Source organism: Jannaschia seohaensis (assembly GCF_900116765.1).
Taxonomy (GTDB): Bacteria; Pseudomonadota; Alphaproteobacteria; order Rhodobacterales; family Rhodobacteraceae; genus Jannaschia; species Jannaschia seohaensis.
Genome location: NZ_UETC01000007.1, coordinates 14,225 through 40,767 on the forward strand (window position 1 = coordinate 14,225; position 26,543 = coordinate 40,767).

At 68.1% G+C, this 26,543-nt stretch carries 27 protein-coding genes and 1 tRNA gene; 21 read left to right on the forward strand and 7 right to left on the reverse strand.

What is annotated here, in order from left to right; translation table 11 throughout:
- The first annotated feature begins 8 nt into the window (after positions 1 to 8).
- Genes DTQ71_RS14695 through DTQ71_RS14705 form a run of 3 tightly spaced genes read left to right on the forward strand, consistent with a single transcriptional unit; the run spans position 9 to position 3,477 of the window.
- Complete coding sequence (locus DTQ71_RS14695) at positions 9 to 1,217, forward strand: carbohydrate ABC transporter permease (RefSeq protein ID WP_109565065.1); 1,209 nt, start codon at positions 9 to 11, stop codon at positions 1,215 to 1,217.
- On the forward strand, positions 1,214 to 2,461 hold the full coding sequence (locus tag DTQ71_RS14700; RefSeq protein ID WP_109565066.1) for an MGH1-like glycoside hydrolase domain-containing protein: 1,248 nt from the start codon (positions 1,214 to 1,216) through the stop codon (positions 2,459 to 2,461). Before DTQ71_RS14695 ends, DTQ71_RS14700 begins: the two co-directional genes overlap by 4 nt.
- Positions 2,458 to 3,477 (forward strand): ABC transporter ATP-binding protein, encoded by a 1,020-nt coding sequence (locus DTQ71_RS14705; RefSeq protein WP_109565067.1) that lies wholly within the window; start codon positions 2,458 to 2,460, stop codon positions 3,475 to 3,477. Before DTQ71_RS14700 ends, DTQ71_RS14705 begins: the two co-directional genes overlap by 4 nt.
- Before the next feature lie 6 nt (positions 3,478 to 3,483).
- On the opposite strand, the gene DTQ71_RS14710 is transcribed toward DTQ71_RS14705, so the two are convergent.
- A complete protein-coding gene (locus tag DTQ71_RS14710) occupies positions 3,484 to 5,265 on the reverse strand; it encodes an SLC13 family permease (RefSeq protein ID WP_109565068.1) in 1,782 nt (593 codons plus the stop codon).
- Between the two features lie 294 nt (positions 5,266 to 5,559).
- On the opposite strand from DTQ71_RS14710, the gene DTQ71_RS14715 reads away from it, so the two are divergent.
- From DTQ71_RS14715 to DTQ71_RS14735, 5 genes are all read left to right on the forward strand, one after another.
- Positions 5,560 to 6,300: a YebC/PmpR family DNA-binding transcriptional regulator gene (locus DTQ71_RS14715; RefSeq protein WP_109565069.1), complete on the forward strand. Its 741-nt coding sequence runs from the start codon at positions 5,560 to 5,562 to the stop codon at positions 6,298 to 6,300.
- 157 nt (positions 6,301 to 6,457) lie between these two features.
- The gene (locus DTQ71_RS14720; protein WP_146204872.1) at positions 6,458 to 6,880 is read left to right on the forward strand and encodes a hypothetical protein; all 423 of its coding nucleotides are present in this window, start codon (positions 6,458 to 6,460) and stop codon (positions 6,878 to 6,880) included.
- A 187-nt stretch (positions 6,881 to 7,067) separates the two neighbouring features.
- Entirely contained in the window at positions 7,068 to 7,661 is a 594-nt protein-coding gene (locus DTQ71_RS14725) for a LysE/ArgO family amino acid transporter (protein WP_109565071.1), read from the forward strand.
- Between the two features lie 55 nt (positions 7,662 to 7,716).
- Positions 7,717 to 8,610 carry a DMT family transporter gene (locus tag DTQ71_RS14730; protein ID WP_245947557.1) on the forward strand — a complete coding sequence of 298 codons (894 nt, stop codon included), beginning with the start codon at positions 7,717 to 7,719 and terminating at the stop codon, positions 8,608 to 8,610.
- A gap of 66 nt (positions 8,611 to 8,676) precedes the next feature.
- Positions 8,677 to 9,330 carry a thermonuclease family protein gene (locus DTQ71_RS14735; protein WP_109565072.1) on the forward strand — a complete coding sequence of 218 codons (654 nt, stop codon included), beginning with the start codon at positions 8,677 to 8,679 and terminating at the stop codon, positions 9,328 to 9,330.
- Between the two features lie 21 nt (positions 9,331 to 9,351).
- On the opposite strand, the gene DTQ71_RS14740 is transcribed toward DTQ71_RS14735, so the two are convergent.
- From DTQ71_RS14740 to DTQ71_RS14750, 3 genes are all read right to left on the reverse strand, one after another.
- Entirely contained in the window at positions 9,352 to 9,807 is a 456-nt protein-coding gene (locus DTQ71_RS14740) for an SRPBCC family protein (RefSeq protein WP_109565073.1), read from the reverse strand.
- Positions 9,808 to 9,865: 58 nt separating this feature from the next.
- On the reverse strand, positions 9,866 to 11,242 hold the full coding sequence (locus DTQ71_RS14745; protein WP_109565074.1) for a helix-turn-helix domain-containing protein: 1,377 nt from the start codon (positions 11,240 to 11,242) through the stop codon (positions 9,866 to 9,868).
- A gap of 64 nt (positions 11,243 to 11,306) precedes the next feature.
- Positions 11,307 to 12,512: a multidrug effflux MFS transporter gene (locus DTQ71_RS14750; RefSeq protein WP_245947559.1), complete on the reverse strand. Its 1,206-nt coding sequence runs from the start codon at positions 12,510 to 12,512 to the stop codon at positions 11,307 to 11,309.
- A 214-nt stretch (positions 12,513 to 12,726) separates the two neighbouring features.
- Here DTQ71_RS14750 and DTQ71_RS14755 point away from each other — a divergent pair, with 214 nt between their 5' ends.
- The 10 genes from DTQ71_RS14755 (at position 12,727) to DTQ71_RS14790 (ending at position 19,368) form a co-directional block, all read left to right on the forward strand.
- Positions 12,727 to 14,259, forward strand: coding sequence for an acyl-CoA carboxylase subunit beta (locus tag DTQ71_RS14755; protein WP_109565076.1), 1,533 nt, complete (start codon positions 12,727 to 12,729; stop codon positions 14,257 to 14,259).
- Positions 14,256 to 14,618: a hypothetical protein gene (locus DTQ71_RS14760; protein ID WP_245947561.1), complete on the forward strand. Its 363-nt coding sequence runs from the start codon at positions 14,256 to 14,258 to the stop codon at positions 14,616 to 14,618. The genes DTQ71_RS14755 and DTQ71_RS14760 overlap by 4 nt, the downstream gene beginning before the upstream one ends.
- A gap of 51 nt (positions 14,619 to 14,669) precedes the next feature.
- Positions 14,670 to 14,933, forward strand: a complete 264-nt coding sequence (locus DTQ71_RS14765; protein ID WP_109565077.1) for a DUF7218 family protein — start codon at positions 14,670 to 14,672, stop codon at positions 14,931 to 14,933.
- On the forward strand, positions 14,930 to 15,307 hold the full coding sequence (locus DTQ71_RS14770) for a DUF6497 family protein (RefSeq protein WP_109565078.1): 378 nt from the start codon (positions 14,930 to 14,932) through the stop codon (positions 15,305 to 15,307). Before DTQ71_RS14765 ends, DTQ71_RS14770 begins: the two co-directional genes overlap by 4 nt.
- A gap of 109 nt (positions 15,308 to 15,416) precedes the next feature.
- Complete coding sequence (locus DTQ71_RS24650; RefSeq protein ID WP_281271247.1) at positions 15,417 to 15,542, forward strand: hypothetical protein; 126 nt, start codon at positions 15,417 to 15,419, stop codon at positions 15,540 to 15,542.
- Positions 15,543 to 15,779: 237 nt separating this feature from the next.
- A complete protein-coding gene (locus DTQ71_RS23535) occupies positions 15,780 to 15,926 on the forward strand; it encodes a hypothetical protein (RefSeq protein ID WP_170125442.1) in 147 nt (48 codons plus the stop codon).
- A gap of 81 nt (positions 15,927 to 16,007) precedes the next feature.
- Positions 16,008 to 16,400, forward strand: a complete 393-nt coding sequence (locus DTQ71_RS14775; RefSeq protein ID WP_109565079.1) for a hypothetical protein — start codon at positions 16,008 to 16,010, stop codon at positions 16,398 to 16,400.
- A gap of 304 nt (positions 16,401 to 16,704) precedes the next feature.
- Positions 16,705 to 16,911, forward strand: a complete 207-nt coding sequence (locus tag DTQ71_RS14780; RefSeq protein WP_109565080.1) for a hypothetical protein — start codon at positions 16,705 to 16,707, stop codon at positions 16,909 to 16,911.
- A 123-nt stretch (positions 16,912 to 17,034) separates the two neighbouring features.
- Positions 17,035 to 19,053 (forward strand): acetyl-CoA carboxylase biotin carboxylase subunit, encoded by a 2,019-nt coding sequence (locus DTQ71_RS14785; RefSeq protein ID WP_109565081.1) that lies wholly within the window; start codon positions 17,035 to 17,037, stop codon positions 19,051 to 19,053.
- A gap of 114 nt (positions 19,054 to 19,167) precedes the next feature.
- Positions 19,168 to 19,368, forward strand: coding sequence for a hypothetical protein (locus tag DTQ71_RS14790; protein ID WP_109565082.1), 201 nt, complete (start codon positions 19,168 to 19,170; stop codon positions 19,366 to 19,368).
- Between the two features lie 7 nt (positions 19,369 to 19,375).
- On the opposite strand, the gene DTQ71_RS14795 is transcribed toward DTQ71_RS14790, so the two are convergent.
- The gene (locus DTQ71_RS14795) at positions 19,376 to 19,858 is read right to left on the reverse strand and encodes a DUF4174 domain-containing protein (protein WP_245947563.1); all 483 of its coding nucleotides are present in this window, start codon (positions 19,856 to 19,858) and stop codon (positions 19,376 to 19,378) included.
- A gap of 162 nt (positions 19,859 to 20,020) precedes the next feature.
- On the opposite strand from DTQ71_RS14795, the gene DTQ71_RS14800 reads away from it, so the two are divergent.
- Both DTQ71_RS14800 and scpA read left to right on the forward strand, forming a co-directional pair.
- The gene (locus tag DTQ71_RS14800; RefSeq protein ID WP_109565083.1) at positions 20,021 to 20,974 is read left to right on the forward strand and encodes a hypothetical protein; all 954 of its coding nucleotides are present in this window, start codon (positions 20,021 to 20,023) and stop codon (positions 20,972 to 20,974) included.
- On the forward strand, positions 20,922 to 23,060 hold the full coding sequence (gene scpA, locus DTQ71_RS14805; RefSeq protein WP_109565084.1) for a methylmalonyl-CoA mutase: 2,139 nt from the start codon (positions 20,922 to 20,924) through the stop codon (positions 23,058 to 23,060). Before DTQ71_RS14800 ends, scpA begins: the two co-directional genes overlap by 53 nt.
- 121 nt (positions 23,061 to 23,181) lie before the next feature.
- Here the strand turns inward: scpA and DTQ71_RS14810 are convergent, their stop codons facing one another.
- Positions 23,182 to 25,206 carry a PhoX family protein gene (locus DTQ71_RS14810; protein ID WP_109565085.1) on the reverse strand — a complete coding sequence of 675 codons (2,025 nt, stop codon included), beginning with the start codon at positions 25,204 to 25,206 and terminating at the stop codon, positions 23,182 to 23,184.
- Between the two features lie 385 nt (positions 25,207 to 25,591).
- On the opposite strand from DTQ71_RS14810, the gene DTQ71_RS14815 reads away from it, so the two are divergent.
- Positions 25,592 to 25,666 (forward strand) — tRNA-Gln (locus DTQ71_RS14815).
- On the opposite strand, the gene DTQ71_RS14820 is transcribed toward DTQ71_RS14815, so the two are convergent.
- Positions 25,652 to 26,515: a recombinase zinc ribbon domain-containing protein gene (locus DTQ71_RS14820; RefSeq protein WP_211317141.1), complete on the reverse strand. Its 864-nt coding sequence runs from the start codon at positions 26,513 to 26,515 to the stop codon at positions 25,652 to 25,654. The genes DTQ71_RS14815 and DTQ71_RS14820 overlap by 15 nt on opposite strands.
- Positions 26,516 to 26,543: the final 28 nt, after the last annotated feature.

A 26,543-nucleotide genomic window follows, 5' to 3' on the forward strand; every position in this document is an offset into this window, starting at 1 on the left:
ATGCGGGCATGACGATCCGATCGGGTCTCGTGACGGGGGCGCTTCTTGGAGCGGCCTGGATGGTCACGCTTTCGGTCACGGTCGCCGTGGCGTTGTCCTTCGCGACCGGGGGCGCGTTCCGGCCGTCGATCCTGCTCTCGGTCCTCTGGGGCGCCGTAGCGGGGGCGGGGCTGGTGGCGCGGCCGGGGCGGGAGGCGCTTGGCGCGGTCGGAGCGGCGGTGCTCGTTCTGTGTCTGACGCCGCTGGGCCCGATGCGCGCGGGGCCGGAGGTCGGCTGGCTCGCGTCTGGTCTGGGCGCGGCGATTCTGGCGCTGTCCTTCGCCGTGGCGAAGCGGCCCACCTTGACCGACCTCGTGCCGGGCGAGAACGACCGCCACGCCTTTGAGGCGGCGGTCATCCGCTTCCTCACCGGCTTCGGCTACATCTTCTTCACCGCCATCGTCGCGATCCCGTTCTGGGTGATGCTGGTCACCTCGACCAAGAACCGGGCGGAGCTGGTGTCGAACCCGCTCGACCTGTCGGTCGATCTGTCCAAGGGGACCGAGCTGTTCCGCAGCTATGTCGAGCTCTTCGCCGATTTCAACTTCGGCACCTACCTGGTGAATTCGGCCTTCATCTCGGTGGTCACGGTCCTTGTCACGCTCGCCTTCGCGATTCCGGGCGCCTATGCCGTGGCGCGCCTGCGCTTCCGGGGGCGGGCGGCATTCTCGCGGTCGATCCTGCTGATCTACATGGTGCCGATGATCGTGCTGGCGCTGCCGATCTACATCACCTTCTCGGTGACGGGCCTGCGCAACTCGATGATCGGCATCCTGCTGATCTACCCGGTCACGACCATCCCCGTCGCGCTCTACATGCTTCAGGGCTATTTCCGGGGCCTGCCCGCCGAGGTCGAGGAGGCGGGGCTGATGGACGGGCTGAACCGGCTTCAGGTGATCTGGAAGATCACGTTGCCGCTGTCGCTGCCCGCGCTCGCCTCGGTCAGTCTCTACGTCTTCATGATCGCCTGGAACGAGTTCCTCCTGGCGTTCATGCTGCTCGACGATCCGTCGAAATTCACCCTGACGCGGGGGATCGCCTCGCTCAATTCGTCCGAGATCCCGCGCCAGCACCTGATGGCGGGCTCGGTCATTGCCACGGTGCCGATCATGGCGCTGTTCCTTGGATTGGAGAAGTTCATGACGAAAGGTCTCGCAGCCGGGTCGGTCAAGGGATGAGTGCCGATCTCGACGCCCGCGCCCGCGCCATCCTGACCGGCAACGACCGGGGCGGCTACACCGTGCCCACCGCTGGGCTCTACCCGTTCCAGTGGAACTGGGATTCGGCCTTCGCGGCCTGGGGGTTCTCGACCTTCGATGCGGACCGCGCCTGGACCGAGCTGGAGACGCTGACGGCGCATCAATGGCCCGACGGGATGATCCCGCATATCGTGTTCCACCGCGACGACGAGGGCTATTTCCCCGGTCCCGGCGTCTGGGGCACCGGGCGGCCGACGCCGACCTCCGGCATCTCCCAGCCGCCGGTGGCGGCGACGATGGCGCGGATGATCCTGGAGGCGGACAGGAGCAAGGCGCCTCGCGCGGCGGCCCTCGTGCCGAAGCTCGCCGCCTGGCACCGCTGGTGGATCCGCGCGCGCGTCCGCGAGGGCGTGGTCGGCATCGTGCACCCATGGGAGTCGGGGCGCGACAACGCCTTCGACTGGGACGGGGGCATGGCCAATGTGGACGGCTCGAATGTCGGCGCCTATCAGCGGCGCGATACCAGCCATGTCGATGCCTCGATGCGGCCCACCAAGGCGGAATACGACCGCTATCTCGCGCAGGTGCAATGGGGCAAGGCGCATGGCTGGGACCAGGTGAAGATGGCCGACGAAGGGCCGTTTCTGGTCGCCGATCCGGGCACTACGTTCATCCTGATCCGTGCCTGCGACGACCTTGCGGCCTTGGCCGCGGCAGCGGGCGTCGCCGATGAGGGCGCGGCCGAGATGGCCGAGACGCTGCGCGGCGGGCTCGGCACGATCTGGAACCCCGATGGCTACTGGGACAGCCGCGATCTGCGCACGGGGGTCTTTACCGGGATCCTCTCGGCGGGGGCGTGGCTGTGCTGGCTGGCCGGGGCCGGGCGGCCGGAGATGGACGCGCATCTGGCGCGGGCGCTCGGGGGCGTGCGCTATGCCATGCCGACCGTCGACCCGACGCTCCCGGCCTTCGACGCGCGGCGATACTGGCGGGGGCCGACATGGCCCTTCTACAACGCGCTGATCGCGCTGGGCCTGCGCGACGCCGGCAAGGCGGCCGAGGCCGAGCGGCTGCGCGTCGATACCGCCGATCTGATCCGGGGCGGCGGGTTCTATGAATATTTCGACCCGACCGACGGCACGCCCTGCGGCGGCAAGGACTTCACCTGGACGGCGGCCATCTGGCTGGCCTGGATCCGGTCGGGCGCGGGGAGAGACGCATGAACGCGCAGGTCGAATTGAAGGCGGTCGAAAAGTGGTTCGGCGAGGCGCAGGTGATCAAGGGCGTCGATCTGGCGGTCGCGCCGGGGGAGTTCGTGGTCTTCGTCGGGCCCTCGGGCTGTGGCAAGTCCACTCTGCTGCGGATGATCGCGGGCCTGGAGGAGACCTCGCGTGGGCAGATCCTGGTCGAGGGCCGGGACGCCACCGCCGAGCCGCCGTCGAAGCGCGGACTGGCGATGGTGTTCCAGTCCTACGCGCTCTACCCGCATCTGACGGTGCGGGAGAATGTCGGTTTTCCGCTGAAGGCGGCGGGCATGCCCAAGGACGAGATCGCCCGCCGCGTGGACGAGGCGGCCCGCGCTTTGCGGCTCGACGCCTATCTCGACCGGCGGCCTCGCGACCTGTCGGGCGGGCAGCGGCAGCGGGTGGCCATCGGCCGATCGATCGTGCGGCAACCCACGGCTTTTCTGTTCGACGAACCGCTCTCCAATCTCGACGCGGCGCTCCGGGTCGAGATGCGCTACGAGATCGCCAAGCTGCACCAGCAGCTCGGGACCGCGATGATCTACGTCACCCACGACCAGATCGAAGCGATGACCCTGGCCGACCGGATCGTCGTGCTGGAATTCGGCAAGATCGCCCAAGTCGGCACCCCGCGGGAGCTTTATACCGCGCCCGCCAACCTGTTCGTCGCGCAGTTCATCGGCAGCCCCAAGATGAACGTCTTCGACGCCTCCGCCGTCCCGGCCATCCCGACGCCTGCGGGCACCGACAAGATCGGCCTGCGGCCCGAGCATCTGACGATCCATGAAGCGGGCGAGGCGCCCATCGCAGGGCAGGTGGACGTGCTGGAATATCTCGGCGCCGACACGTTCGTGATCGTCGATTGCGCGGCCGCGGGGCGGATCACGGCGCGGGTGCAGGGCGAGGTCGACCTGGCCCCCGGTACGCCGATCTCCCTGGGCTTCGACCCGGCCGATCTGCGCGCCTTCGGGGCGGACGGTCTGGCGATCCGCTAGGCGCTCTCAGAGCGGCCAGAACACCAGGATCGCAGGCACCCCCACGGCAACCACGAGAATCTCCAGCGGCAGGCCCATGCGCCAGTAGTCGCTGAACCGGTAGCCACCCGGTCCCAGGATCAGCGTGTTGTTCTTGTGCCCGATCGGCGTGAGGAACGCGCAGGAGGCTGCGACGGCGACCGCCATCAGGAATGGGTCCGGCGAGACCTCCAGCGTGCGCGCCATCTCGATGCCCACCGGCGCGGCCACGATGGCCGTGGCGGTGTTGTTGAGCACGTCCGATAGCGTCATCGTCACCACCATCAGGACGAGCAGTGCGACCCAGGCCGGTTGCCCTTTCGTCAGCCCCGTCAGCCCATCGGCGATCAGCCGCGTGCCGCCCGCTGCCTCCAGCGCGGCCCCCAGCGGGATCATCGAGCCCAGCAGTACGACGACCGGCCATTCGATATGGTCGTAGAGCTCCCGCAGGGGCAGGATCCGGAGCAGCACATAGGCGACGACGACGACGCCGAGCGCCACGGTCAGGTCCACCAGCCCCAGGCTCGCCGCGATGACGGCCAGGAGGAAGACGCCGCTCGCCGGCCAGATCTTGCCCTTCTCGGTCACCGCGAGGCCGCGATCCGCCAGGGGCAGCGCGTCGAGCCAGCGGACCACGTCCTCCGCCTGCTCCGAGGGGGCCAGCAGCAGCAGCAGGTCGCCCTCGCGGATGGTCTCCCGGCGGAGCCGTTCGGTGATGTGCCGGCCCCGGCGCGAGATGCCCATCAGCACCGTGCGCTGCCGCCAGGCGAGGCCGATGGACTGGGCGGTCTTGCCCCGGATGCGGCTGTTCTCGCGCACCACCACTTCCAGCAGGGTCAGGCCCTGCTCGGCCGCGTCGAGCACCGTCATGCGCCGGTCATCGGCGAAGGTCAGGTTCTCGCCCGCGCGGAACTCGTCCAGGTCCTCGGGCCGGGCCTCCAGCACCAGCGTGTCGCCCGCCTTGAGCGGCACGTCCCGGGCCGAGCCGAACATGCGCCGCCCGTCGCGGATGAGGCCCACGACCTGCACCCCGGCCTCGTCGGCGGCGTCGATCAGATCGCGCAAGGGCGCGCCGATACGGTCGCTTTTCTCCGGCACGGTCAGCTCGGCCAGGTAACGGGTGATCTCGTCCGCTTCGGCCCCGCCCTGGGCCATGCCCTCGCCCAGCGGGATCAGCCGCCAGCCCAGCAGGGCCACGAAGAGCAGCCCCGCCAGGGCGACCGTCGCGCCCACCGGCGCGAAGTCGAACATCGTGAAGCTCTCGCCCAGCTGGTCCTGGCGGATGCCCGCGATGATGATGTTCGGCGGCGTCCCGATCAGGGTGATCATGCCTCCCAGGATCGTCGCGAAACTGAGCGGCATCAGCGTCTGCGCGGGCAGGCGGCCCGCCTTTCGCGCCGTCGCGATATCGACCGGCATCAGCAGCGCCAGGGCCGCGACGTTGTTCATAAAGGCCGAGAGCACCGCGCCCACGCCCCCCATGATCGCAATATGCGCGCCAACCCGGCGCCCGCTATCGATCAGAGTCCGGGTGATCATCAGCACCGCGCCCGAGCGCACCAGCCCCGCCGAGACCACGAGGACCAGCGCCACCACGATGGTCGCCGGATGGCCGAAGCCGGAAAACGCCTCCTCCTTGGGCACGACCCCCAGGATGACGCCGAGCAGCAGGGCGGAGAACGCGACGATGTCGTAGCGGAACCGCCCCCAGAGCAGCAGGACGAAGACGCCTCCGAAAAGCGCGAAGAGGATGATCTGGTCAGCGGTCATGGAGCGGCGCGTCTCACGTCTGTTGCCGAAGGACGCTTGGGCCTGCGTCCTTGTTCCATGAATTCACGGTCAGGCCGCACATTTCAACGTGGGTTCGGCCGGCCGCGCCCCGTCGCTCCCGCAGCGACGGACCCCAGGGCCCCGATCCCGATCGCACCGGGCGCAGGCCGAGCCCGGCCTCTCGGGGACGGCTGCGAGGGAGGGACCGCATCCAAGGCGGGCATTGGACCGGGCCTTGCGAAGCGACCGGTGCCTCGCCTATATCGCCGCGTCCGACGAGCGAGGAGACATTCCATGGCCGGCCACAGCAAATGGGCGAACATCCAGCACCGCAAGGGCCGGCAGGATAAGCTGCGGGCCAAGATCTTCAGCCGTCTCTCCAAGGAGATCACGGTCGCCGCCAAGATGGGCGACCCGGACCCCGACAAGAACCCGCGTCTGCGCCTGGCCGTGAAAGAGGCCAAGTCCAACTCGATGCCCAAGGACAACATCGAACGGGCCATCAGCAAGGCCACCGGCGGCGACGCGGAGAATTACGACGAAATCCGCTATGAGGGCTACGGGCCGAACGGCGTCGCCATCATCGTCGAGACGATGACCGACAACCGCAACCGGACGGCGTCCAACGTCCGGTCCACCTTCTCGAAGAACGGCGGCAATCTGGGCGAGACCGGCTCGGTCGGATTCATGTTCGATCGCAAGGGCCAGGTGATCTACCCGGCGAGTGTGGGCTCCGAGGACGATGTGATGATGGCCGCCATCGAGGCGGGCGCGGAGGATGTCGAATCCGACGAGGAAAGCCACGTCATCTGGTGCGCCGACACCGACCTGAACGCCGTCTCCACCGCCTTGGAAGAGCAGTTGGGCGAGGCCGAAACCACCAAACTGGTCTGGCGCCCCCAGACCACGACCGAGCTGGACCTGGAGGGCATGCAGGCCCTTATGAAGCTGATCGAGGCGCTGGAGGACGACGACGACGTCCAGACCGTCACCGCCAATTTCGAGGCCAGCGACGAGGTCATGGCCCAGCTCTGACCGCCATGGCGGAACCCGGGCGGCGTCGCCCCGGTTCTTCCGCCATAACAGCTTGCGATCCGCCGACGGATCCCGGTGGCCGGAGCGTCCCCATATTTTCGCGGGCATGGCCCGGCTCGGCTTCGCCGGGCCCTCGGTTTTCGCCCACTCGCTCCTGATGGCGGATCTCGTTGTGCCGCATCCCGACGCTATCGCCGACACGATCAGCGATCTGGGGGCCGGGCGCCATGAGATGATCGTCGATATCGGGATCTATGCTTATGCTCTGTCGCTGATCGCCTTGGCGGTCGGGGCGTCCCACGCACATCTGGGCGGGTTGGGCTGGACCCTGGGCATCTATGGGCTGATCTTGACCGGGCCGATCGTCTTCCTCGTGGGGGCGCGCAACGAACACGGGGACGGGGATCATGACGGGCCGGTGATTCAGGTCTATCTCGTCTCGGCGTTGGACTTGGCCTTCAGCGTCATCCCCTGGGCCATGTCCGCCCGGGGCAGGGGGGATCCGGGCGCGCTACCGCTGGATTTGGCGGGCGACGACACCCGTCTGGGTGCCCGCCGCGCCGGTTTTCTGGATGCATGACGGCAAGGACGGATCTTAGGAGCGCGGCTGAGGAGCGCGGCTGAGGTCGTGTGACCTTCGTCTACGCCCTGGCCTTCACACTGCGGGCCCGGGCCCGCGCGCTGACCGTGCCGCCCGCCCGGGCCGATGCGGGCTGAGACATCGCAGCCGGCTTGCGCCCATCCCCCGGGCAGGCGATGCGGCGCGCATGACCGCCTATCTCTCCGGCTTCGGCCTGGGCCTGTCCCTGATCCTCGCCATTGGCGCGCAGAACGCCTTCGTCCTGCGCCAGGGCCTGCGCGGGGAGCACGTGCTTCCGGTGGTCCTGACCTGCGCCGTCTCGGATGCGCTGCTGATCGCGGCGGGCGTGGCAGGATTCGGCGTGCTGGTGGAGGCCATGCCCTGGATCGTGCCCGTCTTGCGCTGGGGCGCCGCCGCCTTTTTGCTGGCCTATGGCGCGCGCGCCTTCCGGTCCGCCTGGCAGGGAGGTGCCGCGTTGCAGACTGGCGAGGCCGCAGGGAGCCGGAGGCGTGCCGTCGCCATTTGCCTCGCGCTGACCTGGCTCAACCCCCATGTCTATCTCGATACGCTGGTGCTCCTGGGCTCGATCTCGACTCAATCGCCGGACCCGGCGCTCTTCGGGGCCGGAGCGATAACCGCCTCCTTCACCTTCTTCTTTTCGCTGGGCTTCGGAGCGACGCTGCTGCGCCCGGTCTTCGCGAAGCCCTCGGCCTGGCGCGCCCTGGATTTCGCGATTGGGCTGGTGATGTGGGCCCTCGCACTGAGCCTCGTCCTCGGCTGACCGGCGCATCTCGCTGGCTCTTGCGCTTCCCCCGGGAAGGGCGCATGCCGCTGCCATGTCCGAGACCCCGCGCCCCCTGATCGGCATCCTCTGGATGGTCGTGACGGGCCTGTGCTTCATCGCCGTCACCGCCACCGTCAAGCATGCCGCGCAGGAGCTACCCGCCGCGCAGGCGGCCTTCCTGCGCTATCTGCTGGGGCTGGTCTTTCTGATCCCCGCCATGGGCGCGATCCGGGCAGCGCGGATCGACCGCAGGGATCTCGCCATTTTCGGCATCCGGGGCTTGTGCCACACGCTGGCGGTGATCCTGTGGTTCTACGCGATGACACAGATCTCGATCGCCGAGGTGACGGCGATGAACTACCTCACGCCGGTCTATGTGACGCTCGGCGCCGCGCTTTTGCTGGGGGAGCGCTTGGCTGCCCGGCGCATCACGGCGGTGCTGGCGGCGCTGCTCGGCGTGGTGGTGATCCTGCGGCCCGGGTTCCGCGAGGTCGAGACCGGCCATTTCGCGATGATGGGCACGGCGCTCCTGTTCGGGGTGTCCTACCTGTCGGCCAAGCCGCTCTCGGGGCGGCATTCGGCGGCGCTGGTGGTGGCGGTGCTGTCGATCACGGTGACGATCGGGCTCGCGCCTTTCGCCTATGCCGTCTGGGTTCCGCCCAGCATGACCGAGGTCGCCTGGATGTTCCTGGTGGCCAGCTTCGCGACGGCGGGCCACTATTCCATGACGCGGGCCTTCGCGGCGGCGCCCATCGCGGTGACGCAGCCGGTGACCTTCCTTCAGATGGTCTGGGCGGTCCTGCTGGGCTGGGCCTTGTTCGACGAGGCGCCCGATGGCTGGGTGATCCTGGGCGCGACCATCATCATCGCCTCGGTCAGCTTCATCGCCTGGCGCGAGGCAAGGCTGCGGCGCGAGGTCGTGCGGCCACAGGTCGTCATAAAGTAAAGCCGACGTTAATCATTTCTTAAGGACTCCCTGGAAGGCTCTGCGCCCGTCGCCCATTTTGGGGGGATGCTTCGTGTCTGGACCCTCCTCCTCTGCCTCCTCGCCGCGCCGGTTTCGGCCGATATCCTCACCGGCTCCGTGCGCGTGATCGACGCCGACACAATCGATATCGGCGCGGACCGCACGATGCGCCTCAAGGGGATCGACGCCGCCGAGGACGGGCAGGACTGCGCCGACGGGGCGCGGCTTCTGCCTTGTGGGCGCATGGCGACCGAGGCGGCGCGGGCGCTCTACGAGGGCCGCACCGCGCGCTGCGCCATCCATGGGATTGACCGTTTCGACCGCGCTCTGGCGGTCTGTGAGGTCGCTGGTCGGGAGATGAATGCAGAGCTCGTGGCCCGTGGCCTCGCTCGCGCCTATCGCCGCGATCCCACCTATCTGCCGTATCAGCAGGCGGCGCAGCGCGCGGGTCACGGGCTCTGGGCCTATGAGATGCAGAATCCGGCCGCCTGGCGCGCCGCCCGCCGGGCCGCGCAGCCATCGGACCCGGCGCCCGAGGGCTGCCGGATCAAGGGCAATGTCAGCGCTTCGGGACGCATCTACCACAAGCCGGGCGACAGCAGCTACGCGGCTACGCGCATCGACACCGGCGCGGGCGAGCGGTGGTTCTGCACCGAGGCCGAGGCCCGCCGCGCGGGCTGGCGCCCGCCGCGGCGGTGACCCCGGCTTGGGGAGCGGCCCTTAGGAGCTCTGCTCGCCCCCCTCGACCTGGTCCTTGAACGTCTCGAAAAACTGGTCGGCCATCTTCGCGGCAAAGCCGCCGATGATCCGGGAGCCGAGCTGGGCCAGCTTTCCGCCCACCTTGGCGTCCACCGCATAAGTCAGCTCCGTCCCCTCGGGGACCTCGGCCAGCGTCACGTCCGCGGCGCCCTTGGCAAAGCCCGCGACCCCGCCCTTGCCCTCGCCGACGATGCGGTAACTCTCGGGCGCGTTCACATCCTCCAGCGTCACCGCGCCCTTGAACGTCGCCTTCACGGGGCCGACCTTCTGCTTGACGACGGCTTCGAACCCCTCCTCGGGCGAGCCGGTCAGCTCTTCGCAGCCCGGGATGCAGGCCTTGAGCACTTCGGGGTCGTTCAGCTTGGCCCAGACTGTCTCGCGCGGGGCGGCGATGGTGCGGGTTCCGTTCAGTTCCATGTGGCTCTCTCCTCGGCTGCGCCTGTCATCGCAGAGCCGCGCGACGCCGCCAAGGCCCTCAGAGATCGTAGGGCAGCACGCCCCGGTCGTCGGCGTCGATGCGCAGCGGGCGCTCCAGCGGCGGCACGGCCCGTTGCGGGCAGGTGGCGCGCTCGCAGATGCGGCAGGAGACGCCGATCGGATCGAAGGCGCCGGTCAGGTCCAGCCCGTCGGCATAGACGATCCGCCCCGCATGGCGCAGCTCGCAGCCCAGCGCGATGGCATGGCGCCGCATCGGCGCCCGCCACGCCCCGCCCGAGCGCGAGACGTCCCGCGCAAGGCAGAAATAGCGCATCCCGTCCGGCGTCTCGGCCAACTGCCGCAGGAAGCGGCCCGGCGTCTCGAAGGCCGCGTGGACGTTCCAGAGCGGGCATGCGCCGCCAAAGCGCGCGAATTGCAGCCGCGTGGCGGAGTGCCGCTTGGTGATCTGCCCCGCCGGATCGACGCGCACGAAGAAGAAGGGCACGCCCTTTTCGCCGGGCCGCTGAAGCGTGGAGAGGCGATGCGCCACCTGCTCCAGCGAGGCACCGAAGCGGCGGGCCAGGGCCTCCAGGTCGTGGCGCGTCTCCTCGGCGGCGGTGCGGAAGGCGCCATAGGGCATCAGCGCCGCCCCCGCGAAATAGTTGGCGAGCCCCGTGCGCGCGATGGCCCGCGCGTCGTCCGAGGAAAAGCGCGCGAGGTCCAGCGTGGCGTCCAGCAGCTTGGCCTGGGACAGGAGCGCGACCTGGTGGAGCTGCTGGAACCGCTGCGTCGCCGCTTCGGTGCGACGGGACAGAACCAGCGTGCCCTCGCGCGGGTCGAAGACGCGGAGGCGCTCGGTCTCGTCGAGCCGGACGCGGATGTTGCGGTCGTTCCAGAACGCGGCGAGCCCCGCGTCGATATCCGGCCAGCCCTGGGCCAGCCGCTCGGCGGCGCGGTCGATCGCGTCGAGATAGTTGTCGCAATAATGGAAGAAGTCGCGCACCTCCTCCCACGGAGACGGCGCGGCCATGCCCGACGAGCCCAACGCGGCGTCCAGCGAAGCGAGCCGTTCATGCCCGTCGCGATAGGCGCGGTGCAGCGTCAGGAAGGCGCGGGCGAGGGCCGGGGCGTTGCCCGCCGCCAGCCGCAGGTCGGCCAGGGGCACCGCATCGGCGAAGACCGGATCGGCCAGCGCCTCGCGCATGTCCGAGACGAGCCGGGCCTCGTCGCCTCCGCCCAGTTCGGTCACGTCAAAGCCGAACTCGCGGGCGAGGGCCAGCACCACCGTGGTCGAGACCGGGCGGTTATTGTTCTCCATTTGATTGAGATAGGGCAGCGAGATGCCCAGCCGGGCGGCGAACTCGGTCTGGGTCAGCGCGATCCGGGTGCGGACCTCGCGCAGCTTCGCGCCGGCATAGAGCTTCTGGGTGGCCATGGCCGAGGGGTGCCATGGCCGCGCAGGTTTGCAAAGCCCGTTCGCGTCTTTGCGGGTCCGCGGCTCAGGCGCCCAACTGGCGGTTGCGCCGGATCGTCAGCACGATCGCCACGACCGCAGCATAGGCCGAGACGACCATCAGCAGCTCCAGCGGCAGCGGCGTGGCTGCGCCCTCCAGCATCTTGCCCGCAAAGCCCGAGAGCGCCGCGCCGCCGCCGATCATCATCGCGCCGCCCAGACCGCTCGCCGTGCCTGCCAGATGCGGTCGGACCGACAGCATGCCCGCCGTGGCGTTGGGGATCACCATCCCGTTGCCCAGCCCCAGGAAGGACATAAAGCCGAAGAACAGGTAAGGCCCGCTGAAGCCAGACAGCGTCAGGACCATGAGCACGGTCAGCCCCGCCGCCTGCAGCAGCGACCCGCCAAGGATCATCCGGTCGACGCCCAGCCGCTGCGAATACCGGCCGGAGACGAAATTGCCCAGGAAATAGCCCGCCGCCGGGGCGCCGAAGAAGAAGCCCAGCGTCGCCGGGTCCATTCCGAACAGCACCGCGCCGACATAGGGCGATCCGCCCAGATAGGCGAAGAACGTGCCCGAGGCGAGCGCCGAGGCCCCGCAGTAGCCCCAGAAACGTTGGGAGGTCAGCAGTTCGGGATAATCGCGGACCTGGTCGCGGAAGGATCCGCCCGACCGCGGCGCCGTCTCGCCCAGGTCGTGCCAGGTCCAGGCCAGGATCGCCGCGCCCGCCGCCAGCAGCAGCCAGAAATTGGATTGCCAGCCGAACAGGCTCTCCAGCCAGCCGCCCAGGACCGGGCCCAACATCGGCACGACGGACATGCCCATGGTGACATAGCCCAGCATCGAGGCCGCCTTGTCCTGCGGGTAGAGGTCGCGGACGACGGCCCGGCTCAGTACCATGGCGGTCACGATGGCCGCTTGCCCCATGCGGAAGGCGAGAAAGACTTCGATCGTCTCGGCCATGAGGCAGCCGATCGTGGCCAGCATGAACAGGGCGATCCCGCCCATGATGACGGGCCGCCGTCCGTAGCGGTCCGAGAGCGGGCCGACCACCAGTTGCAGCACCGCGTTCATCCCCAGATAGAGGCCGACCGACAGCTGCATAGTGCCGTAATCGGTGGCGAAATACTCGGCCATCGTGGGCAGCGACGGCAGGAAGACGTTCATCGACAGGGTCGACACGCCGACCAGCGCGACAAGCGTCAGAATGTGTGGGGGCGTGCGTTCGGGACGCACAGGAAAATCTGTCATCGTTGTCATGTCGAGGCGCTACGCCTCCGTGTCCATCCTGTCCATTCCGCTCGGCGCACAGGTGCGTGTGCGAAGCGCGGTGCGGTGCGCAAAAGAATTTGCCGTTTTGCCAAAAAGAGAAGCTGAATATTCCGGGCTTTGCAAATATTCCGAATGACGCTTCCACCGCGCGCTCCGAGCGCGTAACCCATTTGGAAGGGAAGCGGAGGGCGTCATGACCGACATTCTGGAACAGCTCGAGGCGCGCCGCGCCGAGGCCCGCGCCGGCGGCGGAGAGCGCCGCGTGGCCAGCCAGCACGCCAAGGGCAAACTGACCGCGCGAGAGCGGATCGAGCTTCTGCTCGATGCGGACAGTTTCGAAGAGTTCGACATGTTCGTCACTCACCGGGCAACGGATTTCGGCATGGCCGCCGAAAAGCCCGCTGGCGACGGGGTCGTGACGGGTTGGGGGACGATCAACGGGCGTCTCGTCTATGTCTTCTCGCAGGACTTCACCGTGATGGGCGGCTCGGTCTCCGAGACCCATGCCGCGAAGATCTGCAAGATCCAGGATATGGCGATGCAAAACGGCGCGCCGGTGATCGGCCTCAACGATTCGGGCGGCGCCCGCATCCAGGAAGGCGTGATGTCGCTGGCCGGCTATGGCGAGGTCTTCCAGCGCAATATCGACGCCTCGGGCGTCATCCCGCAGATCAGCGTCATCATGGGGCCCTGCGCGGGTGGGGCGGTCTATAGCCCGGCGATGACCGACTTCATCTTCATGGTGAAGGATTCGAGCTACATGTTCGTGACCGGCCCGGATGTCGTGAAAACCGTCACCAACGAGGTCGTCACCGCCGAAGAGCTGGGCGGCGCCTCTGCCCATACCAAGAAGTCGGGCGTGGCCGACGGCGCTTTCGAGAACGATGTCGAGGCCCTGGCCGAGGTGCGCCGCCTGGTGGACTTCCTGCCGCTCTCGAACCGCGAAACGCCGCCCGTGCGTCCCTTCTTCGACGATCCCGGCCGGCTGGAGGACAGCCTCGACACGCTGATCCCCGACAATCCCAACATGCCCTACGACATGAAGGAACTGATCGAAAAGATCGCCGACGAGGGCGATTTCTTCGAGCTTCAGGCCGATTACGCGGGCAACATCCTGACCGGCTTCATCCGGCTGGAGGGGCGCACCGTGGGGGTCGTGGCCAACCAGCCGATGGTGCTGGCAGGCTGCCTCGACATCGATTCCAGCCGCAAGGCCGCCAAGTTCGTCCGCTTCTGCGACGCCTTCGAGATCCCGCTGCTGACGCTGGTGGACGTGCCGGGCTTCCTGCCCGGCGTGGGCCAGGAATACGGTGGCGTCATCAAGCACGGCGCGAAGCTGCTCTTCGCCTATGGCGAGGCGACGGTGCCGAAGATCACGGTCATCACCCGCAAGGCCTATGGCGGCGCCTATGACGTGATGAGTTCCAAGCATCTGGGCGGGGACATCAACTACGCCTGGCCCACGGCCGAGATCGCGGTGATGGGGGCCAAGGGCGCCGTCGAGATCCTCTATCGGAGCGAGGCGGGCGAGCCCGACAAGATCGCCGCCCGGACCAAGGATTACGAGGACCGCTTCGCTAATCCCTTCGTCGCGGCCGAGAAGGGCTTCATCGACGAGGTGATCATGCCCCATTCGACCCGCAAGCGCGTCGCCCGCGCCTTCGCGTCGCTGCGGCACAAAAAGGCCCAGCGGGCCTGGCGCAAGCACGACACGATCCCGCTGTGAGCGACTGGCGCCCAGATGGCCGCGGCTGGTGGGAGCGGCGGGACGGCGCGGCCTATGCGCTGACCCGCCGGATGCCGCCGCGCTGGGACGTGATGGCCCGGACCTGCCTGCCGGATCTCGGACGGCGGCGGCTGGCGCATGCGGTCCGTCAGGATATGTGGCGTGCCTTGCAACGGGTCCGTGGGTTCTCGCCCTTGGTGGAGGTCGTGAGGGAGGACGGTCTTTGCCACCTGCGCGCGGGCGGTCGTGTGGAGGGCCCGCGCCCGCCCGACCTGCCCGCGCGCATCCAGTCCCTGCTGGACGACCCGCGCAGGCGGGCGGCCTGGGCGCGGGCCGCGGCGCATCGGGGGGCGGCATGACGGGAACGCGCGACCGGGGTCGGGGCGTTGGGATGGCGGAAGGAGACCGCCATGACCAAGGACCACGGGCCGAGTATCAAGGACGACGAGACCTACGAAGCGCTCCGCGAGGACGGCGCCTCCAAGGAGAAAGCCGCGCGGATCGCCAATGCGCAGGCCGCGCCGGAGCAGTCCCCGGGGAAGGCCGGCGGAAACTCGCCGCCCTACGAGGCGTGGTCGAAGGATGCGCTCTACGAGCGCGCGCAGGAGCTTGGGATCGAGGGCCGCTCGGACATGGCCAAGGACGCGTTGATCGCCGCCTTGCGCGCAGGTTGAGCGCGGGGCTGCTGGCGCTGGCCTGCGCCGCGCCCGCCTGGGCGCAGGGCGTGCCTTCGGGGCAGGCCGTCGTGTTGTGGCAAGTTCTCTGGGAGCGGGTGGAAGGCCAAGGAACTCAAGCGGTTCTGCGCTTCATTGCGCCCGGGGTCGGCGCCGAGGGCGGCGTCGATTTCGAGGCGGCCCAGGCGGATATGGACTGGCTCTGCGAGACCCATGGCGTGCCGGTCGCGGCGCTGCCTTATGCCAGATCCGACGATGTGGTCGTCGAGATCACCGACCGCGCGGTTCCCCGCGGGGAGACCGATCCGGAGGCGGTGCGCTACTTTTCCGTCTATCGAATCGATGGCGAGACCTGTCTCTCGGAGGGCTTTTGATGCAACGCGGCAACAAACTCTTGCGGCGAGTCGCGAATCCGTCGCAGCCTGCCGGCAGCGGCGGTGCGTCCTGCGCGCGCCGCTTTGTCTGCCAAAGAAGGAGAGAGACATGCGTAATTTCTTTAAGCTGGCCGCCGTTCTCGGCGTCACCGTTACCCTGGCCGCCTGTGGCGCCCCCGAGGAAGAAGAGCCCGTCATCATCGTCGAGCCCGAGCCCGTCAGCACGAAGTACTGACCGCAGGGCGGCGGCGGCCCCCGCGCCGTCGCCAATTCCGCATCAATCTGGTCATCGGGCCGGGTTTGGTGCGGCACGGACACGGCGCGGCAACGCAATCGGGGCCATTTTGGGGCACCCGTATCGCGGCCAAATCCCGCGCGGTAACCTTCTGACAGATCGCGGCAGAGCGATCCCAATCTCGGGCGGCGTCGTAGGGGACACCCTGGCGCCGCCCGTCAACGTCAGGAGACTGGAATGTCGACCATCCTCAAGGCCTGCGCCGGCCTCGCCGCCCTCTCGCTGCTGGGAGGCTGCCTGCTGCCCAACCCGCAGGCCGAAGAAATCGTTATCGTCGAGCCTGCCCCCGTTGTGGCCGAACCCGTGGGCGGCAAGTACGACTGATCACGCTTCGGGGCGGGGGATCTCTCCCGCCCCGACCCAGACGCCCGCCGCCGCGTGCGCCCCGTTCCGTCGGGGGGCCTCATGCTGAAACATCGCGGCTTTCCCGGGCGGCTCCCCTCCACCGACCTGCAATTCACGATCCGGCGGGCCAATCCGAAAGGCGCGACGCCCCTCACCCGCCGGGAGCGCTTTCGGGACCGGAAAGCGCTGGATCGCCGCGCGGACGCGGCCTTCCTCGCCGCGCTCTGGGAGCATTTCGGCGACGAACCCTTCGAACGCGGCAATCTCGACGCCGGACGCCTGTCCTGGCTGCTGGGGCGGGAGGTCGTGGCCGTCGACGATCCGTTCGACCCGACATCCTACGAGGCACGGCTGCGCGTGGACGAGGCCGCCGCCCGCGCGGCCTTCCCGGAGGTGTTCGAGCAGCCCGATGACGCGGATTGGGACGACATATGGGACGAGGACTCGGCATGATCCCGCCCATCTCGAGCGCCTTTGGGCCATGTGCCGCCGATTCGGTGCCGCGCGGGACGGTGCCCTTTCGTGCCGAAGAGCCTCGGGTCACCCCTGTCTTGCACGCCCCGTCCGACAGGCCGCGCCAGCGGTCCGACCCCGGGCCGACGTGCAACCGTACCCCTTCCCTGTCCGGGCGGCGGTCGGCTTCCCCAGGTCGCCCGCTGCCCGGAATTTTTCCGGGTTCGGGCGCTCTCGTCTCACCGATTGAAACCGTCGCGCCGGTCGCCGCGTTGAAAGGGACACTGCAAACAGGAGTGATCCCATGTTCCGCGCGATCCTTGCCCTGTCCACGACTCTTGCCCTCGCGGCCTGCAACACCGGCGCCATCGACACCGATGCGGAACGCGGTCTTGCCGGCGCCGCGATCGGGGCGGGCACGTCCGCCGTGCTCGACGGCAGCGTGGCCGGGGGCGCCGTGGCCGGTGCGGCCGCGGGCGTGTTCTGCGACGATGTCGGCGCCTGCCGCTGACCTGACCGACCTTTCGCGCGCCCCGCGGCGCGCCATCGCCATGGGCCGCTTCCCGACCGGGAGGCGGCTCTTTTTGCAGTCCGGGCGCGGGGACGCCCGAGGGATACGACCGAAGGGGACCCGATGTTCGACAAGATCCTGATCGCCAACCGGGGCGAGATCGCCTGCCGCGTCATCAAGACCGCCCGGCGGATGGGCATCGAGACGGTGGCCGTCTATTCCGATGCCGACCGCAACGCGCTGCACGTCAAGATGGCCGACGAGGCCGTGCATATCGGCCCGCCCCCGGCCGCGCAGTCCTATATCGTGATCGACAAGATCATGGACGCCATCGAGCAGACCGGGGCGCAGGCGGTGCATCCGGGCTATGGCTTTCTCAGCGAGAACGCCAAGTTCGCCGAGGCGCTCGCTGCGGCGGGCGTCGCCTTCATCGGCCCGCCCAAGGGGGCGATCGAGGCGATGGGCGACAAGATCACCTCCAAGAAGATCGCCGCCGAGGCCGGGGTCAACACCGTGCCTGGCCATATGGGTCTGATCGAGGATGCCGAGGAGGCCGTGCGCATCAGCCGTTTCATCGGCTATCCGGTTATGCTGAAGGCCAGCGCCGGCGGCGGCGGCAAGGGGATGCGGATCGCCTGGAACGACGAGGACGCGCGCGAGGGCTTCCAGGCCTCCAAGAACGAAGCGGCGGCGAGCTTCGGCGACGATCGCATGTTCATCGAGAAATTCGTCACCCAGCCCCGTCACATCGAGATCCAGGTTCTCTGCGACCAGCACGGGAACGGCGTCTATCTGGGCGAGCGGGAATGCTCGATCCAGCGCCGCAACCAGAAGGTCGTGGAGGAGGCGCCTTCGCCCTTCCTCGACGAGGCCACGCGGCGGGCGATGGGCGAGCAGGCGCTCGCGCTGGCTCATGCGGTCGGCTACGCCTCGGCGGGCACGGTCGAGTTCATCGTCGACGGCGACCGCGATTTCTACTTCCTGGAGATGAACACCCGGCTTCAGGTCGAGCATCCGGTGACCGAACTCATCACCGGCGTCGATCTGGTCGAGCACATGATCCGGGTCGCGAGCGGCGAAAAGCTGAGCCTGACCCAGGACGACATCAAGCTGAACGGCTGGGCGATGGAATCGCGCCTCTATGCGGAGGATCCCTATCGCGGCTTCCTGCCCTCCATCGGCCGTCTGACCCGGTACCGCCCGCCCGCCGAGACCGAGGGCTACCTGCCCGGCGTCACCCCGGACGCGCCCGTCGTGCGCAACGACACGGGCGTCTACGAGGGCGGCGAGATCAGCATGTTCTACGACCCGATGATCGCCAAGCTCTGCACCTGGGGTCCGGATCGTCAGGCCGCCATCGAAGGGATGCGTGTCGCGCTCGACAGCTTCGAGGTGGAGGGGATCGGCCATAACCTGCCCTTCCTTTCGGCGGTCATGGACCATCCGAAATTCGTCGCGGGCGACATGACGACGGCTTTCATCGCCGAGGAATATCCTGACGGGTTCGAGGGGGTGGAGCTGCCCGAGGCCGAATTGACCCGCATCGCCGCCGCCTGCGCCGCGATGCACCGGGTGGCCGAGATCCGGCGTACCCGCGTCTCAGGCCGGATGGATAATCACGAGCGGGTCGTCGGCTCCGACTGGGTGGTGACGCTGGACGGCCATCGCTTCGACGCGTCGATGACCGCCGACAAGGCGGGTGCCGACGTCACCATCGGCGGCAAGACCCTGCGCGTCGAAGGGGATTGGACCCCCGGCGACAGGCTGGCGGCGATGACGGTCGATGGCGCGCCGCTGGTGCTCAAGGTCGGAAAGGTCAGCGGCGGCTTCCGTATCCGGTCGCGCGGGGCGGATTTGATCGTGCATGTCCGCTCGCCGCGCCATGCGGAATTGGCCGAACTGATGCCGGTGAAGGAGGCGCCGGATACCTCCAAGCTGCTGCTCTGCCCGATGCCGGGCTTGGTCGTTCGCATCAACGTGGCCGAGGGCGACGAGGTGCAGGAGGGCCAGGCCCTGGCCGTGGTCGAGGCGATGAAGATGGAGAACGTGCTGCGCGCCGAGCGCAAGGGCACCGTCTCCAAGGTCAACGCGGCGGCGGGCGACAGCCTGGCCGTGGACGACGTCATCCTTGAGTTCGAGTGACGGCGGATCAACATATCGTGTGCCGGGCGGGCGTCCGGTCGCAGGGGTCTTTCCTCCGGGCCGGGCGCGCTCCTGTCTCAGGGCAGACAGCGTTCCGCTTTGAGGGAGACCGCCATGACCGCCGATCAGGCCGACGTCCCCCACCGCATCCTCTCCTTTGCCGCCCAGATCGGGCGCTGCGCCTTGCCGCCGGAGGTCAAGGCCCGGCGGCGGGGCTGGCTCGACGGGACGGGGGCGCACACCCCCGAAGGCCACGAGCTTTTGGACCACATCGGCGAGCGGGTGCGGACGCGCACCGTGTTCCGGGGGCTCTGAGCCCCGCTCAGCCGTCGATCCGGCCGTCGCGGCCCTCGGCTTGCTCGCGTTGCCGCATCGGCATCTTGTCGATCGAACGGGAGATTTCGCGCACGCTCCAGGGCAGGGGCTTGCGCAGTTTGACTTGGCCGTCCTTGCCGATCAGCGTCAGCATGAAACCGCGGGGGCGCAGCCGTTCCCGCAGCGCGCTGTCGCCGGCGGGGTCGGTGTCGACGATCACAATCACATCGCGCTCCACCAGCTGGTCGAACTCCCCCGCGATCTCCTCCATCTGCTGGATGAAGGCCGGGTCGCGCGGGGAATTGGCGAAAACCACGAGGGGCCGCGCGATCCATTGGAGCGCGTCCAGGTCGACCTCCTGCGCGTTGAAAACCCGGGTCGGGTCGGCCAGCCAGGCGGCCTCCAAGCTGTCGGTATCCTGCGCGAGGGCGGGCAGGGCGGTCAGGCTCAGGGTGGCCAAGAGAGCGGTCGCTTTCAGCATGTCGGTCATTGTCCTTCGTTCCTTCAGGAACATAGGGGCGGGCGCACGCAGGGCGAAGGGCGGTGCGGCGATTTCGGCCCAATTGACGTTCAATTCTCCGCTTAACCTGCTGGGAAGGGAGGCGGGGCTAGGCCCGGCTGTCCCCCAATCAGCCGCGCCGGAGACGACCTCATGACGCCGAAAGACATGCCCCCCATCACGCTGCATCTCGGGGCCCACCGGACGGGGACTTCCTCGCTCCAGCGCCTGCTCAACCGGGAGCGGGCGGGCCTGGAGGCGCGGGGCATCGCGCTCTGGTCGCCCAAGCAGACCCGCGCGGGGCTGTTCACCGGGCTGCTGGGCGATCCCGGACGGCGCACGCCCAAGCGCGAGATCCACGCCCATCGCGCAGCGGGCCGCATCGCGATGCGGCGCCGCGCTCTGGCCGCCGACGGGATCACGCGGTTGATCGTCTCGGACGAGAACATGCTAGGCGGCCTGCGCGAGAACCTCCTGATGGCGCGCATCTATCCGACGGTGACGGCGCGGATGGCGCGGATCGGACCCGCCTTGCCCGGGACTGACCGGGTCTGTCTGTCGATCCGCTCGCCCGACGCGTGGTGGACCTCGACCTTCGCCTTTCTCATGAGCCGTGGCTTCGCCCCCCCCGATCGCGCGACGCTGGACGCGATTTTGCGGTCGCGCCGTGGCTGGCGCGGCGTGGTCGAGGATCTGGCCCGCGCCTTCCCCGCCGCCCGCCTGACCGTCTGGACCCACGAGGAGATGGCCGCGCGCCCCGCGGCGGGCTTTGCGCTGCTGACAGGGGCACCGCCGCCCGACGGGCCGGTGCCGCATCTCCAGGCGTCCCTGACCGCCGAGGACCTGCGTGCGCGGCTGCGCGACGAGGGCTGCATGGCCGACCTGCCCGAATTGGCGGGCGCCTATTCCCCTTTCACCCCCGACGAGCGGGCTGCGCTGCGCGACGCCCATGCCGAAGACTTGGCCTGGCTGCGCGGCGGCGCGGACGGGCTGGCCGATTTCGTGACGCGGCGCCCCGAAGAGGCGCCCCCCCGCGACAGGAAAGGACTCAGAGATGAAGGACGGAACCGATCCACGGGTAAGATGGACGCAGCTGGCCGAGGGTGAGCTGCGCGGCCGCGCCCCCGAGAGCCTGACTTGGCACACGCTGGAGGGCATTCCCATCCAGCCCGTCTATACCGAGGCCGACCTGGAGGGCGTGACCCATCTGGGCACCCTCCCGGGCGAGGCGCCCTATACCCGCGGCGTGAAGGCCACGATGTATGCGGGCCGCCCCTGGACGATCCGCCAATATGCGGGCTTTTCCACCGCCGAGGAATCGAACGCCTTCTACCGCAAGGCGCTGGCCGCCGGACAGCAGGGCGTCTCGGTCGCCTTCGACCTCGCCACCCATCGCGGCTATGATTCCGACCACCCGCGCGTCGAGGGCGATGTGGGCAAGGCGGGCGTGGCCATCGACTCGGTCGAGGACATGAAGATTCTGTTCGACGGCATCCCGCTGGAGAAGATCTCCGTCTCGATGACGATGAACGGCGCCGTGATCCCGATCCTGGCCAATTTCATCGTCGCCGGCGAGGAGCAGGGGGTCGACCGCGCGCAGCTCTCCGGGACCATCCAGAACGACATCCTCAAGGAGTTTATGGTCCGCAACACCTATATCTACCCGCCCGAGCCTTCGATGCGAATCATCGCGGACATCATCGAATACACCTCCAACGAGATGCCCCGCTTCAACTCGATCTCGATCTCCGGCTACCACATGCAGGAGGCGGGGGCGGACCTGGTGCAGGAGCTGGCCTTCACCCTGGCCGATGGGCGCGAATATGTCCGCGCTGCCATCGCGCGGGGCATGGATGTGGACAAGTTCGCCGGGCGGCTCAGCTTCTTCTTCGCCATCGGCATGAATTTCTTCATGGAGGCGGCCAAGCTGCGGGCCGCGCGTCTGCTCTGGCACCGCATCATGTCGGAGTTCGAGCCGAAGAACCCCAAGTCGTCGATGCTGCGCACCCATTGCCAGACCTCGGGCGTCAGCCTGGCGGAGCAGGACCCCTATAACAACGTCATCCGCACCGCTTATGAGGCGATGTCGGCGGTGCTGGGCGGCACCCAGTCGCTTCACACCAACAGCTTCGACGAGGCCATTGCGCTGCCGACCGAGAACTCGGCCCGTATCGCGCGCAACACCCAGCTGATCCTCCAGGAAGAGACGGGCGTGACCAATGTCGTCGACCCGCTGGCGGGTAGCTATTACGTCGAGAAGCTGACCCATGACCTGGCCGAGGCCGCCTGGAAGCTGATCGAGGAGGTCGAGGAGATGGGCGGCATGACCAAGGCCGTCGCCTCGGGCATGCCCAAGCTGCGGATCGAGGAATCGGCCGCCACCCGTCAGGCCAAGATCGACCGGGGCGAGGATGTCGTCGTAGGCGTCAACAAGTATCGCCGCGAGACCGAGGACGCGATCGACATCCTCGATATCGACAACGACAAGGTCCGCGAGGCGCAGGTCGCCCGGCTCGACCGCATCCGGAGCTCTCGCGATGAGAAAGCCTGCACGCAGGCGCTCGAAGAGCTCACCCGCCGTGCGACCGAGGGCGGCAACCTTCTGGAAGCGGCGGTCGAGGCCGCCCGTCACCGAGCCTCCGTGGGAGAGATCAGCATGGCCATGGAAAAGGTCTTCGGCCGCCACCGCGCCGAGGTGAAGACATTGGCCGGCGTCTATGGCGCCGCCTATGAGGGGGATGAGGGCTTCGCCCAGATCCAGAAGGATGTCGAAACCTTCGCCGAGGAGGAGGGCCGCCGCCCGCGGATGCTGGTCGTCAAGATGGGCCAGGACGGGCACGACAGGGGCGCCAAGGTCATCGCCACGGCCTTCGCCGATATCGGCTTTGACGTGGATGTCGGCCCCCTGTTCCAGACCCCCGAGGAAGCCGCGCAGGACGCCATCGACAACGATGTCCACGTCGTCGGCATCTCCAGTCAGGCGGCGGGGCACCGCACCCTGGCGCCCAAGCTGATCGAGGCGCTGAAGGCGCAGGGCGCGGGCGAGATCATCGTGATCTGCGGCGGTGTCATCCCCCAGCAGGATTACGACTTCCTCAAACGGGCGGGCGTTGCCGCGATCTTCGGGCCGGGCACCAATATCCCCCATGCCGCCGCCGAGATCCTCACGCTGATCCGGGCCGCTCGCGGCTGAAGATCGTCGGCGTCGCGCGGCCCGAAAGGGCAAAGGCCCACCGCATGCGGTGGGCCTTTCGTTTTTGGTCTCTCCGCGCGGCTCGGGGCTTTCCGGGCCGCGCCGATCGCGCGGGTCCGGGTCAGACGGCGATAACGCCGCCATCTTCTTTCGTGACGACCACGACCGAGGGGCGCGGCGGCATGGCCGGGTGGAAATCGGGCCAACGCGTCGCCGGATCCTCGAAGGTCGAGTTCCGCTCGAAGCCGACCATCGCGCTCACGCCATCGGTGCCGGGATGCTGCACCGCCAGGAACAGCGTCCGGCTCTCGTCGGCAAAATACGGCCCGCAAAGCTCCCCACCGACGGGGCAGCGGAAGAACAGCTTGGAATGGCCGCGCAGATCGCCTTCTGTCTCCAGCCCGTAGAGGCCGTCCGACTTGCCCGTGCGCCCCCAGCCGGAGCCCTGGTCCGTCGAGATCCAGAGCCGTCCGGCACTGTCGATGGCGCAGTTGTCCGGCGAGGCGAACCAGCCCGCATCCGAGGTCTCTGGGTTCCACATCGCCCCGACCTCTTCGACGTCCGGGTCGCCGCAGAGGACCAGGATCGACCATGTGCCGGTCGTGGCGGAGTGGTTGCCGCCCTCTTCCTTGATCTCGATGATATGGCCGAAATTCGACTCGGGCCGGGGGTTGGCGGCGTCGACCTGATCGGGCTGACGGCGCGAGTTGTTCGTCAGCATGATGTAGGCCGTCCCATCGCCGCGCGGCTGCGCGTCTTCGGGGCGGTCCATCGGCGTGGCGCCCAGGAGATCGGCGGCCAGCCGCGTGTCGATCGAGACGTCGGCCTGGCTGTTGAAGCCGTTCTCGACCGTCAGCGGCCCTTCGCCATGGACGAGCGGCAGCCAATCGACCGTTCCGTCATCATTAAAACGCGCCACATAGAGCGTCCCCTCGGACAGAAGCGACGAGCCGAAGACGGCGTTCTCCTCGGTGACGGCCTCGGCCGAGACCCATTTGTACTGGTAGTCGAAGCGGTTGTCGTCGCCCGAATAGATCACCAGCTTGCCGTCCGAGGCCACGGTCGTCTCCGCGCCCTCATGGCGGAAGCGGCCCAGCGCCGTGTGCTTGATCGGCGGCGCGTCCGGGTTCATCGGATCGACCTCGACGATGTAGCCGAAGCGGTTGGGCTCGTTCGGTTCCAGGTCGATGTTGAAGCGGTCGTGATACTTGCCCCAGGCATACCAGCGGCCCGGCACGCCATAGCGCTTCATCGACGCGGCCTCGGGCTGTTCCGAGATGTCCGGGTCGCCATCGGCGTCCAGCTTGTCCGTCCAGAAGTAGCCGTGGAAGTTCTCCTCGGCCATCAGGTAGGTGCCCCAGGGCGTCATGCCGCCGGCGCAGTTGTTGATCGTGCCGAGCACCCTCATGCCCTCGGGGTCGGCACTGGTCTTGAGGCGATCATGGCCGGCGGCCGGGCCGGAGAAGGTCATCGGCGTCTCGGCGGTGATCCGGCGGTTGGCGGGGTTGTCGCGATTGATCGACCACTTGCCGTCGGCGCCCTTGACGATCTCGAAGACGGACCCGCCATGGGCGGCCATCTCGATGTCGACCAACTCCTTGGTCATGCCCGCGAAGTCCTGGTTGTCCTGACGGCCCAGGCCCGGGAACATGACTTCTTCGTTGGTGTATTCGTGATTGACGCAGAGCATCCCGCGGCCGGGCTCGATCTCCGCGAATCCGACATAGTCGTTGTTGTAGCCAAACTGCTTGGCCTGGGCCGCGGCGGTCTGGTTCATGACGTCGAAATCGGGGGCGTCGGCGGTGATCGGGTCGCCCCAGCGGACCAGGATGTCGGCGTTATAGCCATCGGCGATGTGGTGGGTCGTGTCGTTGCCCCACTGGAGTTCGTCGAACGCGTAGCGGCTGGCGGCGGCGCCTTGGGCCTTGGCGGATTTCGGCGCGGTCAGAGCGGTCGTCCCGAACAGGGCGGTGGTCGCCGCCACGCCGAGCGAGCCGCGCAGGACGTCGCGGCGGCCATAGCGCCGCGCGATCACATCGCCGATCGTATTGCCGAGATTCGGATTGGTCGGAATGTCGTCGAAGGCTTCGAAGGCTTCGGCCTTGTTGCCATACTCCTGATTATTCAAAATTTCTCTACGGTTCATCCTCATCTCCCTTTGGCGATCCGCTTGCGGAACTGGCGCTCCACGCCACCTCACGGCGCCCTAATGCACATGCTCCACGACGGTTTTGCGAAGCTTCCATGCCTTTTCACCTTACCGGGCCGCCGAAATGACTCAACGATCTTGAGCACCGGCCGGTCTGGCGGGCCATTTCCGCCAGCCCCCGTCGAACTCAGCGCCCGGGGAACCGGCCACTGCCCCGGCGCGGGCCTTGATCCGGTGCCGTGGCCAAGCTGTCTCCGCCACCGAACCGCGCCGCGGATGCGGCCCTGCGGCGACCCATCCGGCTCGGGTCATCGACCGGGCAAGAACCGCACTTTTTTGCCTTGCGAGCCCGCGAGCGCTGTCCTAAGACCCGCGGCACGGTTGGGGTGTGGCGCAGTGGTAGCGCAACGGTTTTTGGTACCGCAGGTCGTAGGTTCGAATCCTACCACCCCAGCCAAATCTCATTCTTTGCGGATGTCGCCTGACCTGCCGTCGCTGCGCGCGCGGCGATAGCCGTAGTTTCCGCCAAAATATCAAAGGGTTGGCGGAAGGTGGCGACCACCTCCCCATCCTCCCAGGTGCATTTCGATAGCACGATTTTCAGAAGCCGCCGCTTCTCGCGGGCCGGCTGGCGTTCGAACAGGGCCTGCGCGTTCCGGGCGATTTCGAGAATCCGCAAACCCTCATCCATGTAGGACTGCTCGGCCTCCTCGTGGCGCTCGATGTCCCGTTGCAGGCGGCGCTGCTCCTCGCGCCACTTGCCCGACATCTCCTCGAAGAACGCGCCGGTGATCTTCCCGTCGAGCTTGTCGACATACATCGCGCTGATCCGCTCGCCGAGACGGGCGTGCTCAGCCTGAAGCCGGGCGATCGCCTCCTGATGCTCGCGGCGCTCGTCGGCGTCGCTGGCGTGCAGGGCCTCGCGCACCCACTCCAGCACCTCGTCGTCGAAGCGAAGCCGGCCGAGCATGGCGGTGAACTGCTGCTCCAGCACCTCCTCGCGCACATACTTCCGGCGGCACGAGGCAGGCTCGCCCCGGCATTTGTCCGCGTAGCCGGTGCAGTGATAGTAGATGCATTTATGCCTTTTGATCTCGCCGACCACCGAACAGCCGCATCGCGCGCAGGCGATCAGGCCCGAGAAGGCGAAGTCGTGCGTCATGCGGCAGTGCTTGCTGGCGTTCCGGCCGTCCATCACGCCCTGCACCCGCTCCCACAACTCGACCGGCACCAGCGCCTCGTGCTTGCCCTGATAGAGCTTGCCGTTCCACTGGCGTTGGTGCACGAAGCCGGTCCTGGAATTCACAGCGTGAGTTCAGCGACCTAGCTGGGGG

Excerpts from the sequence above, each read along its gene's own strand:
- DTQ71_RS14695 (WP_109565065.1), top strand. The coding sequence starts at position 9 with ATGACGATCCGATCGGGTCTCGTGACGGGGGCGCTTCTTGGAGCGGCC.
- DTQ71_RS14700 (WP_109565066.1), top strand. The coding sequence starts at position 1,214 with ATGAGTGCCGATCTCGACGCCCGCGCCCGCGCCATCCTGACCGGCAAC.
- DTQ71_RS14705 (WP_109565067.1), top strand. The coding sequence starts at position 2,458 with ATGAACGCGCAGGTCGAATTGAAGGCGGTCGAAAAGTGGTTCGGCGAG.
- DTQ71_RS14710 (WP_109565068.1), bottom strand. The coding sequence starts at position 5,265 with ATGACCGCTGACCAGATCATCCTCTTCGCGCTTTTCGGAGGCGTCTTC.
- DTQ71_RS14715 (WP_109565069.1), top strand. The coding sequence starts at position 5,560 with ATGGCCGGCCACAGCAAATGGGCGAACATCCAGCACCGCAAGGGCCGG.
- DTQ71_RS14720 (WP_146204872.1), top strand. The coding sequence starts at position 6,458 with ATGGCGGATCTCGTTGTGCCGCATCCCGACGCTATCGCCGACACGATC.
- DTQ71_RS14725 (WP_109565071.1), top strand. The coding sequence starts at position 7,068 with ATGACCGCCTATCTCTCCGGCTTCGGCCTGGGCCTGTCCCTGATCCTC.
- DTQ71_RS14730 (WP_245947557.1), top strand. The coding sequence starts at position 7,717 with ATGTCCGAGACCCCGCGCCCCCTGATCGGCATCCTCTGGATGGTCGTG.
- DTQ71_RS14735 (WP_109565072.1), top strand. The coding sequence starts at position 8,677 with ATGCTTCGTGTCTGGACCCTCCTCCTCTGCCTCCTCGCCGCGCCGGTT.
- DTQ71_RS14740 (WP_109565073.1), bottom strand. The coding sequence starts at position 9,807 with ATGGAACTGAACGGAACCCGCACCATCGCCGCCCCGCGCGAGACAGTC.
- DTQ71_RS14745 (WP_109565074.1), bottom strand. The coding sequence starts at position 11,242 with ATGGCCACCCAGAAGCTCTATGCCGGCGCGAAGCTGCGCGAGGTCCGC.
- DTQ71_RS14750 (WP_245947559.1), bottom strand. The coding sequence starts at position 12,512 with ATGACAGATTTTCCTGTGCGTCCCGAACGCACGCCCCCACACATTCTG.
- DTQ71_RS14755 (WP_109565076.1), top strand. The coding sequence starts at position 12,727 with ATGACCGACATTCTGGAACAGCTCGAGGCGCGCCGCGCCGAGGCCCGC.
- DTQ71_RS14765 (WP_109565077.1), top strand. The coding sequence starts at position 14,670 with ATGACCAAGGACCACGGGCCGAGTATCAAGGACGACGAGACCTACGAA.
- DTQ71_RS24650 (WP_281271247.1), top strand. The coding sequence starts at position 15,417 with ATGCGTAATTTCTTTAAGCTGGCCGCCGTTCTCGGCGTCACCGTTACC.
- DTQ71_RS23535 (WP_170125442.1), top strand. The coding sequence starts at position 15,780 with ATGTCGACCATCCTCAAGGCCTGCGCCGGCCTCGCCGCCCTCTCGCTG.
- DTQ71_RS14775 (WP_109565079.1), top strand. The coding sequence starts at position 16,008 with ATGCTGAAACATCGCGGCTTTCCCGGGCGGCTCCCCTCCACCGACCTG.
- DTQ71_RS14780 (WP_109565080.1), top strand. The coding sequence starts at position 16,705 with ATGTTCCGCGCGATCCTTGCCCTGTCCACGACTCTTGCCCTCGCGGCC.
- DTQ71_RS14785 (WP_109565081.1), top strand. The coding sequence starts at position 17,035 with ATGTTCGACAAGATCCTGATCGCCAACCGGGGCGAGATCGCCTGCCGC.
- DTQ71_RS14790 (WP_109565082.1), top strand. The coding sequence starts at position 19,168 with ATGACCGCCGATCAGGCCGACGTCCCCCACCGCATCCTCTCCTTTGCC.
- DTQ71_RS14795 (WP_245947563.1), bottom strand. The coding sequence starts at position 19,858 with ATGACCGACATGCTGAAAGCGACCGCTCTCTTGGCCACCCTGAGCCTG.
- DTQ71_RS14800 (WP_109565083.1), top strand. The coding sequence starts at position 20,021 with ATGACGCCGAAAGACATGCCCCCCATCACGCTGCATCTCGGGGCCCAC.
- scpA (WP_109565084.1), top strand. The coding sequence starts at position 20,922 with ATGAAGGACGGAACCGATCCACGGGTAAGATGGACGCAGCTGGCCGAG.
- DTQ71_RS14810 (WP_109565085.1), bottom strand. The coding sequence starts at position 25,206 with ATGAACCGTAGAGAAATTTTGAATAATCAGGAGTATGGCAACAAGGCC.